The organism is Candidatus Frackibacter sp. WG13 (genome assembly GCF_900114655.1).
GTDB lineage: Bacteria > Bacillota > Halanaerobiia > Halobacteroidales > Acetohalobiaceae > Frackibacter.
In genome coordinates this window covers 26121-34626 of sequence record NZ_FOTT01000028.1, presented here as the reverse complement: position 1 = coordinate 34626, position 8506 = coordinate 26121, and the positions used below count along the sequence as shown (strand labels likewise).

Annotated in this window: 8 protein-coding genes; 6 read left to right on the top strand and 2 right to left on the bottom strand. The window is 31.9% G+C overall.

Translation table 11 applies throughout. From position 1 onward, the window contains the following. Both BM077_RS12420 and tnpA read right to left on the bottom strand, forming a co-directional pair. The coding region (locus BM077_RS12420; RefSeq protein ID WP_090095286.1) for an RNA-guided endonuclease InsQ/TnpB family protein at nt 1-1070 on the bottom strand (1070 nt) is incomplete at its 3' end. A gap of 5 nt (nt 1071-1075) precedes the next feature. Continuing rightward, nucleotides 1076-1465 (bottom strand): IS200/IS605 family transposase, encoded by a 390-nt coding sequence (tnpA, locus tag BM077_RS12415; RefSeq protein WP_090003531.1) that lies wholly within the window; start codon nt 1463-1465, stop codon nt 1076-1078. Between the two features lie 421 nt (nt 1466-1886). On the opposite strand from tnpA, the gene BM077_RS12410 reads away from it, so the two are divergent. The 6 genes from BM077_RS12410 to BM077_RS12385 all read left to right on the top strand — a co-directional run bounded on the left by BM077_RS12410 (nt 1887) and on the right by BM077_RS12385 (nt 8358). Next, the gene (locus BM077_RS12410) at nt 1887-3053 is read left to right on the top strand and encodes a nucleotide sugar dehydrogenase (RefSeq protein ID WP_089750824.1); all 1167 of its coding nucleotides are present in this window, start codon (nt 1887-1889) and stop codon (nt 3051-3053) included. Nucleotides 3054-3426: 373 nt separating this feature from the next. Continuing rightward, complete coding sequence (locus BM077_RS12405) at nt 3427-3648, top strand: hypothetical protein (protein WP_089750822.1); 222 nt, start codon at nt 3427-3429, stop codon at nt 3646-3648. Beyond that, on the top strand, nt 3648-4025 hold the full coding sequence (locus BM077_RS12400) for a type II toxin-antitoxin system VapC family toxin (RefSeq protein WP_218124695.1): 378 nt from the start codon (nt 3648-3650) through the stop codon (nt 4023-4025). Before BM077_RS12405 ends, BM077_RS12400 begins: the two co-directional genes overlap by 1 nt. A gap of 236 nt (nt 4026-4261) precedes the next feature. After that, entirely contained in the window at nt 4262-7429 is a 3168-nt protein-coding gene (locus BM077_RS12395; protein ID WP_090003557.1) for a DEAD/DEAH box helicase, read from the top strand. 112 nt (nt 7430-7541) lie between these two features. Continuing rightward, nucleotides 7542-7898: a DUF6036 family nucleotidyltransferase gene (locus BM077_RS12390; protein ID WP_320408969.1), complete on the top strand. Its 357-nt coding sequence runs from the start codon at nt 7542-7544 to the stop codon at nt 7896-7898. Nucleotides 7899-7917: 19 nt separating this feature from the next. Beyond that, nucleotides 7918-8358 carry a hypothetical protein gene (locus BM077_RS12385; protein ID WP_089750813.1) on the top strand — a complete coding sequence of 147 codons (441 nt, stop codon included), beginning with the start codon at nt 7918-7920 and terminating at the stop codon, nt 8356-8358. The last annotated feature ends 148 nt before the right edge of the window (nt 8359-8506 follow it).

Below are 8506 nucleotides of genomic sequence, written 5' to 3'. Positions count from 1 at the left end.
AAATATTTATTTGCTATATTTCTACTTGCATTTAAATCAGCGTGGATATTATTACCACACACACAAGAATATAAATTAGCTTTACGATTTGATTTCTTAACTTCACCACATTTAGAACAACTCTGGGATGTATATTTAGGATTAATATATTCCACTTTAATCCCAGTTAATTTAGCTTTATACTCAATAAATTGTTGAAGTTGATAGAAAGTCCAGCTATGAAGGTTTCTATCTGCTTTATTAAGACTTTGAGCAGTATTACGGATATTCTCTAGATTCTCCATAATTATAGTGCCAACTTGCTCTTGCACAGCAAGATTAATAAGTTGTTTACTAATTTTATGGTTTAAATCTCTCATCCATCTCTGCTCTTTGTCATTAATATTCTTAATAGCTTTAATCTTTTTAGATTTACCTAACTTTCTTCTTAATGAACGATATTTTTTACGAATGAAACCTGCTTCTTTACCATCATAGAATTGACGATTAATCTCTTTACCTTTAGTAGTTTTAATACTAGCAACAGCTAATTGACGAAGTCCTATATCAATTCCCATTACATTAGAGTTAGTGCTTTTTTTATTGTCTATTTTAATTGTGACAGCAAAGTACCATTTGCCTCTTTTATAGAAAAGGCTGGCTTTGCCTAATTTACAGCTATTCTTAATATGATTTTGCAATTCCTTTAATCTATTAGTCTCTTTAACAGGAAAAGCAAATCTTTGGCATTTGCTAGTATAGAGAGGTATTGAGATTATATGATTATCAATTTTATAATTTTGATTATTATAGCAAATAGGTTGATTATCTTTAAATTCTAGATTCTCTTTATCAGAATTAGATTTTAAAAACCTTTTATAGAGTGCTTTAACTTCTCTGATATTTTGATTCTTAACAGCCGAGGGGAGGTTTATTTCTTTGAAGTCAGCAGAGCTCAATTTAGTTTTTCCTGCTTTAAGTTTGTTAGCAATGCTTTGACGATTCTTAACTACTTCTGCAATATTTTCAAAGAATATATTCTCTTTTCTTTTGGTTGGTTTTAACAACTCTAGAACATAAGTCAATTGCATATTAATCACCTTTGATTTTCAACATAGTGTTGAATAGTTTCAGAACTTACATTACCAGCAGTAGCTACAAAATAAGCTCTAGTCCACACAGAACCCTTAATATTTAACTCTGGAAAATGCTTTGATATTCTTCTCCCAGTTGTACCTTTAATAATATTCATTAATTTACTGGGAGAATATTTAGGCAAAGCTGATATAAAAAGGTGTATATGGTCTGGCATTATCTCAGTAGCTAATACTTCAAAATTATGTTTATCAGCTAATTCATTGATGGTATCTAAGATTAATTGCTTAATTTGAGGGTTATCTAAAATCTGCTTTCTGTACTTAGGTATCCATATAAAATGATAATTTAAAAGAAATTTTGCATGTCTTGTACTTTTATAGGTATTCATGACTAAAACCCCTTTAGTGTCAACTATTAATATTATTATACCATAAAAGGGATTCGTATTCAATAACTGGATTATATACAAAACAATTTTAATTTTCAGATTGACGAAAAATTAAAATAGCCGATTCATCCCCGTCCATTATCATGAGCGAGGCTTTCTCGACTAAATTCGGTAAAGTGAAGGCAATTAGCCCAGAGGAATTTATCTTACAAATGTAGAAATAAATCTTTGTGTCTTTATTCACTATTTCAAACGAACTCAAATCAATCATAGTTAAGTGAAGAATTAAATTATCAATGGTTTAAGTCGGCTCTTAGTCACGTGAAAGTCAGTGTCTAATTATTTTTAGGTTTTAATGTTTTAGCCTTAACCTCAACCTCAATCTTATTTTCAATTAACATACAGGGAGTGAATTTAAACTATGAAAATTGCTGTTAGCGGAACAGGCTACGTAGGACTATCCAATGCAGTCCTCTTAGCTCAAAATAACGAAGTAGTAGCATTAGATATTGATCAAGAAAAGGTAGATCTAATCAATGATAATCAATCACCAATCGTCGATGCAGAGATTGAAGACTACCTAGCCAACAAAGAATTAAATCTTAAAGCAACCTTAGATAAAGAAGAAGCTTACAAAGGTGCAGAATTTATAATCATTGCTACACCTACAGATTATGATACAGAGAAGAACTACTTTAATACTAAAACAGTAGAAGCTGTTATTGAAGATGTCTTAGAGATAAATCCTAAGGCAACAATGGTTATCAAATCAACAATACCAGTCGGCTATACCAAGGCGATTAGAGAAAGATATAATACTGATAATATTATCTTTTCACCAGAGTTTTTAAGAGAAGGAAAGGCTTTATATGATAACTTATATCCTTCGAGAGTAGTAGTAGGAGAAGAATCTCAGCGAGCAAAAGAATTTGCCGATTTATTAGTCGAAGGAGCTATCAAAGAAGAGATTCCAGTCTTATTTACTAATCCTACAGAAGCAGAGGCTATTAAGTTATTTGCCAATACATACTTAGCAATGCGAGTATCATACTTTAATGAATTAGACACCTATGCCGAGTTAAAAGGTCTTGATACCAAACAGATAATAGATGGTGTCTGTCTTGACCCAAGAATAGGTGATCATTATAATAACCCTTCCTTTGGTTATGGTGGTTATTGCTTACCCAAAGATACTAAGCAGCTTAGAGTCAACTATGAAGGAATACCAAATGATATTATTACAGCAATAGTAGAATCTAATGATACGAGAAAAGATCATATCGCTAATTCTATATTGAAGAAAGAACCAGAAGTAGTAGGAGTCTACAGACTAATCATGAAATCAGGTTCAGATAACTTTAGAGCCTCGGCTATCCAAGGAGTAATGGATAGATTAGAAAATAAAGATGTAGAATTAGTTATCTATGAACCAACACTAGAGGAAGAAGAGTTTGCTGGGTTCAGAGTAATCACAGATTTAAAAGAGTTCAAGGAGATGTCAGATTTGATAGTTGTAAATAGAATGAGTCAAGAACTAGAAAATGTTGAAGAGAAAGTATATACAAGGGATTTGTATAGAAGAGATTAGAGACTTCATTTATAATCTCGGCTCCTGAGCTAATTCCTAGTGTAATCTTTTAATTACATGTAGAGTTACCTATCCTTTTGCCGATCTTAAAAACAGTGTCAAATTAAATTCATAGAGCGAAAGGAAAGGATATTTTTTGTTTGACCGAAGGGAGTTTTAAATATCCCTTGAGCGGAATGAATTTAATTTGACTGCTTACTGTTTTTTTAGTCAAAAAAGGTTAGGTAACGGTTAGATCTAACTATTTTTCCCATAACATTGCCCAACGCAGTGTTATGGGGTTTTTAATTTGCAAGAAAAATTTGTTAATTCATAGAATCTATTATATAATAATTAATATAGAACTAATTCTAATTAATGGAGGTGCATTGTTATGGACTTCATAAGAAAAATCATTAATAGCAATGAAATAGATAAAATAATAAAATTGCCGCAGAATTTAAAAAATCAAAGAGTAGAAGTATTGATTTTGCCTATTAACGATGATGAGAAGAAAAAAGAAAATTTTAATCCTGAAGATTTTACAAATATATTGGATATAAAAGATGTTGAAACGGAATTAAAAATTATGAGAGATGAATGGGAGAGGATATAATGTATTTAATTGATACTAATATCCTTATATATCACTTTAATGGTACTATTCCGGATGAATCAGCAACTAAAGTAAATAAAATTTTTAAAGAAGACTTTAATATTTCAGTAATAACAGAAATGGAATTCTTAGGATTTAGAAAGCATACGGAAGAAAGTTTTAGAAAAGCCAAGCATTTTTTAGGGTATTGTAGTGTTGTTGGTCTTGATGATGATATAGTTAATTTAGTAATAGATATTAGAAGAAATCATAATATTAAGTTGCCAGATGCTATTATTGCAGCTAAAGCTATATTTAATGATTATAACTTAGTAACTCGCAATACAAAGGATTTTCAAAAATTAGAAATTAACATATATAATCCTTTTGATGTTTGATTAATTATCATCCCATAACATTGCTCAACGCAGTGTTATGGGATTTTTAGATCTATAAGAAAAATTTGTTAACTCATATAATCTATTATATAATAAAAAAACAAGAGATAGTTTAAATGAGTAAAGTGTTTTCAAGGAATATAATCAAATGATTGGTTTAGAATACGATAAGTTTAAAAATAATAGATTATGCAAGCACCTCAAATGAAATCTAGAAAAACTCGGAGATGATATGAATGTCTTACGTCAACGCACTCGCCAAACAAGTACCAAATAAAATATTTAGGCGCGGAAGAAACTATTATAACGAAAATAGAATATTCGATTATAATGTCCTACCTTTAAATAATGATAAATATCAAATCTTAGCTAAGGTTGAAGGAACCCGCGATTATCAAGTTGAGATTGATCTAGCATTAGAGGGTAGTGATCTTTATTTTGAGAATGAATGCACCTGTCCTTACGATTGGGGACCAGTCTGTAAACATGAGGTAGCTGTCTTATATAAATTTCTAAATGAAGATCATCATTTACTTGGTCTATCTACTCCTATTAATAATAATAACTTCACCAAATTAGAGGAGCTAAGTAAAACCATTCAATCAACAGAACCAATCTCTTTACAATACCATATTAAAGGCTTAGCAACTAAATCCATGGTTAATTTTAAGCTCACTTTAAACTCTAACCAATTAACAATGAATGAATTAGATGGGATTGCTGCTTATATCCATGTTTCTTATGCTTATCGAGATCTAAATACTATAGCTCCAGGCTTAAGTGATGAAGATATAGTTAATATCGAATACTTAAGTAATACTGAAACCAGTAGGAGTCAGACTCCAGGTGCTATTCTCTTTCCTAAAAGCCAAGCTAACTTTAACTTCTTATTAAGATTAATCGAGGAGAGCGTTGTCTATCTAGAAGAGACAAAGGCTAGATTAAAAAGAGGTAAAGTTCTCTATCCTAATCTGATTATAGAAGGCAATTTAGACAAGGTTGAGGTGAAGACTAAGGAAGTTGATTATTCAGTCTATGAAGGAGATACTCATTTAGGTAAAGGGTTAAAGTGGACAGTAATAGACTCCCATCTTCATCCTGTTAAAGCAGATATAATTGAAAAGATACCAGCTAATATTCCTATTCCTGAGGGTAAAAGAGGAGACTTTCTCTTTGAAATCTTACCTACTATGCAGCAAGAGTTAAATTTAGAAGTTGATGAGGAATTACAAGATTATAAATTAGTCAAAGAGCAACCTGAGATCGAAGTAGAGTTTGATTATGAAGATAATAAGATTCTTTGTCAAACCCAAGTTAAGATTGCTAATAAGATTTATAAAAGTACTGAGCTTTTAGGCTTTGATTTTAGTGATAAGAATTATACACCAAACAAAGATCAGCCTAAAACCTGGTCTGTCTGGGATACTGAACCAATAGAAGAATTTATAAATTTCTTAGAGGATTATGAATTTCATGTCTCACCAGAAGCTTTTAATATTAAGGATGAAAGTGATATTCAAAGGTTCATTACTGAAGGTGTTGAGCAGCTATCAGATGAATGGGAAGTAAGTACTACCACTGACTTTGAGGAAGTAAAGGTCAAACCGGTTAAGCTCGAACCGATAATCGAATTAGAAGATACTGAAGGAGAGATAGATTGGTTCGAATTTAGAGTAGTCTATAATTTAGGAGGGAAGAGCTATAGTCGTGAAGAACTAAAGAAACTTCTACGTCGTAATAATCGGGGGGAGCAGTATCTCCAGGTTGGGAATCAATACTTAATCTTAGAGGATACTATCCAAGAAGAGAAGGTCGATGATATGCTTGTATCCGCTGAAAAACAAGAGGACGGTAGCTATCGTAGTAGCCATTATCAGCTCTTATACTATCGTAACTTAGTAAAAGAAGCTGGAATTAACTTTGTCGGTAATCGAGTATATAATGAATTGGACCAAGATATCACTGCTGAAAACTTAGTTAAAGAAGTTGAGATACCTCTAGAAGTTCAGGATATCTTACGAAACTATCAAAAGAACGGTTACTACTGGTTGAGTTTCTTAGCTAAGTACTATTTTGGTGGCATCTTAGCCGATGATATGGGCTTAGGAAAGACGTTACAGACCCTTACTCTTCTAAAGAGTCTTTCCTTAGAGAAGCCAGCTTTAATCATCTGTCCCCGGACTTTGATCTATAACTGGGGTGAAGAGATTAAAAAGTTTTTCCCTAACCTCGATTACTTAGTCTATTACGGAACTCCAGATGAGAGAGAAGAGATGCGCCAAGATTTCGATCAATATCAGGTGCTAATTACTTCTTATTCGATAATCAGTCGTGATTATTTAGATTTAGAAGATATTTCTTTTTCTTATGTAGTCTTAGATGAAGCTCACCATATTAAGAATCGACGTACTAAGAGAGCTAAAGGAGTTAAGATGATTAAAGCTAAGAATAGACTAGCCTTAACCGGTACGCCAATAGAGAATTCTTTAGAAGAATTATGGTCTATCTTTGACTTTCTCATGCCTAGATACTTAGGGAGTTATCAAGAATTTAGGCGTAGATATTTAAACCCGATCAATAAATGGCAAGATCAACAGAAACTAAATGAATTAAAAGAACGGATCGCACCGTTTATCCTACGGCGTAAGAAAGAAGAAGTACTTACTGAACTACCTGATAAGATTATCAATATTCAATCAGTACAGATGACCAAAGCCCAAGAGGATACTTATCGCTTAATCCTCGAAGAGGTTAAGGCTAATCTAATGGAGACTATTGAAGAGAGAGGCTTTAATCGTTCGCAAATTAATGTCTTAGCAGCCTTAACTAAGTTACGTCAAATCTGTGACCATCCACAGTTAGTACTTGATGAATCTGATAAAAGTTTAAGCTCCGGTAAGATAGATGTCTTATTAGAGATAGTCCAAGATGCCATTGCCGGCGGTCATAAATTGATCGTCTTCAGTCAATTCGTTCAGATGTTAAAGTTGATTAAAGAAAGATTCGAAAAAAGCAGCATTAATTTCGAATATCTAGATGGCAGCACTAAAAATCGCATGGAACGGGTTAAGCATTTTAATGAAGATCCCGAAGTAGAAGTCTTTCTAATCAGTCTAAAAGCAGGCGGTACCGGTTTAAACCTAACCGCAGCCGACATCGTCATTCATGTAGATCCTTGGTGGAATCCCATGGTAGAAAGACAAGCTACCGACCGGACCCATCGTATTGGTCAAGAGAATCAAGTAGTTGTCTATAAACTAATTACTACCGGAACAGTAGAAGAGAAGATACTAAAATTACAAAAGAGAAAACAGGATATCTTTGAAAACGTAATCGAAGATAATGCTAATCCTATGGATCAAATTAATTGGGAAGATATTAAAGAATTGTTAAAGTATGAATAGTATAATATTTTAACCTAAATTCAATAACATTGCCCAACGCAGTGTTATGGGGGGGTAATTTGCAACAAGAAAAAATTTGATTTTCAAGTACTATATGTTATAATTAGAGTACATAGTAAGGACACTGCGTGACTATTTAAACAATTTTGACTTTGATATGTTTGGTATTAATGATAGGTGTGCTGGTATAATAATGCTTCATCCTGATTATGAAAATAGACTGGAAAAAATTAATATTGATTATAATTTCAAGTTTCTTAATGTTTTTGTCCTTGGAGACTATGATTTAATTATAACTAAAATAGGAAGAGGAACTCCAAAAGACTTTGAAGATATTACACAATCAGGTGTGTTGAATAGTATAGATAAAATAAAGTTGGATAAACTAATGCAAGAAGCTATAAGTTTTCAAGTAGGGCAGGAAAGAATACAAGGGTATTGGCAAACTTTTAAAGACAGGTATTTTTAAGGAAGGAGGTCAAAATACAATGTTTAGTCAAAAAGAGTTTGTGAAATTTCTTGATGATTATAAGGGTCGACTAGTTGAAACTGATGATATGTTAGAAGAAAGCAAAGTAAATTATAGGGTAAAAAAGCTTGCGGTATTTTATGGATTAAAGAATCATGAAACTTTTAAATCCTTTTTTTCCAATGAATTAGGACGAAAATATTTAGGAATAGCAAAATATGTGTTAAATAATGTTCGAGATCATGAACTATACGGTTCTCAAGAGATAAAACAGGTAGCAAATTCTTTGCTAAATAAGTATTTTGACAATACCTCTATAGATCCTGTTTATGATAATGAGCTATTAGAAGGTTATTGTAAATTCCTATGTGATTTTACTAGAAGAAATAAAATTAAACAATTAAAAGAGGAACTTGGTGAAGTTAACGTGAATTTAGATAGTTTAGAATTTGTCTCTTGAGATAATAGAGATCATCTACAATAGATGATAACATATTATCCCATAACATTGTCTAATACAGTGTTATGGGATTTCAATCTAAGATGCAAAAAATAAATAAATTTTTTTGCACAAGAAGGGAACATTTGTTCTAATCTAGAATAATTTT

Excerpts from the sequence above, each read along its gene's own strand:
- BM077_RS12400 (WP_218124695.1), top strand. The coding sequence starts at position 3,648 with ATGTATTTAATTGATACTAATATCCTTATATATCACTTTAATGGTACT.
- tnpA (WP_090003531.1), bottom strand. The coding sequence starts at position 1,465 with ATGAATACCTATAAAAGTACAAGACATGCAAAATTTCTTTTAAATTAT.
- BM077_RS12405 (WP_089750822.1), top strand. The coding sequence starts at position 3,427 with ATGGACTTCATAAGAAAAATCATTAATAGCAATGAAATAGATAAAATA.
- BM077_RS12395 (WP_090003557.1), top strand. The coding sequence starts at position 4,262 with ATGTCTTACGTCAACGCACTCGCCAAACAAGTACCAAATAAAATATTT.
- BM077_RS12410 (WP_089750824.1), top strand. The coding sequence starts at position 1,887 with ATGAAAATTGCTGTTAGCGGAACAGGCTACGTAGGACTATCCAATGCA.
- BM077_RS12385 (WP_089750813.1), top strand. The coding sequence starts at position 7,918 with ATGTTTAGTCAAAAAGAGTTTGTGAAATTTCTTGATGATTATAAGGGT.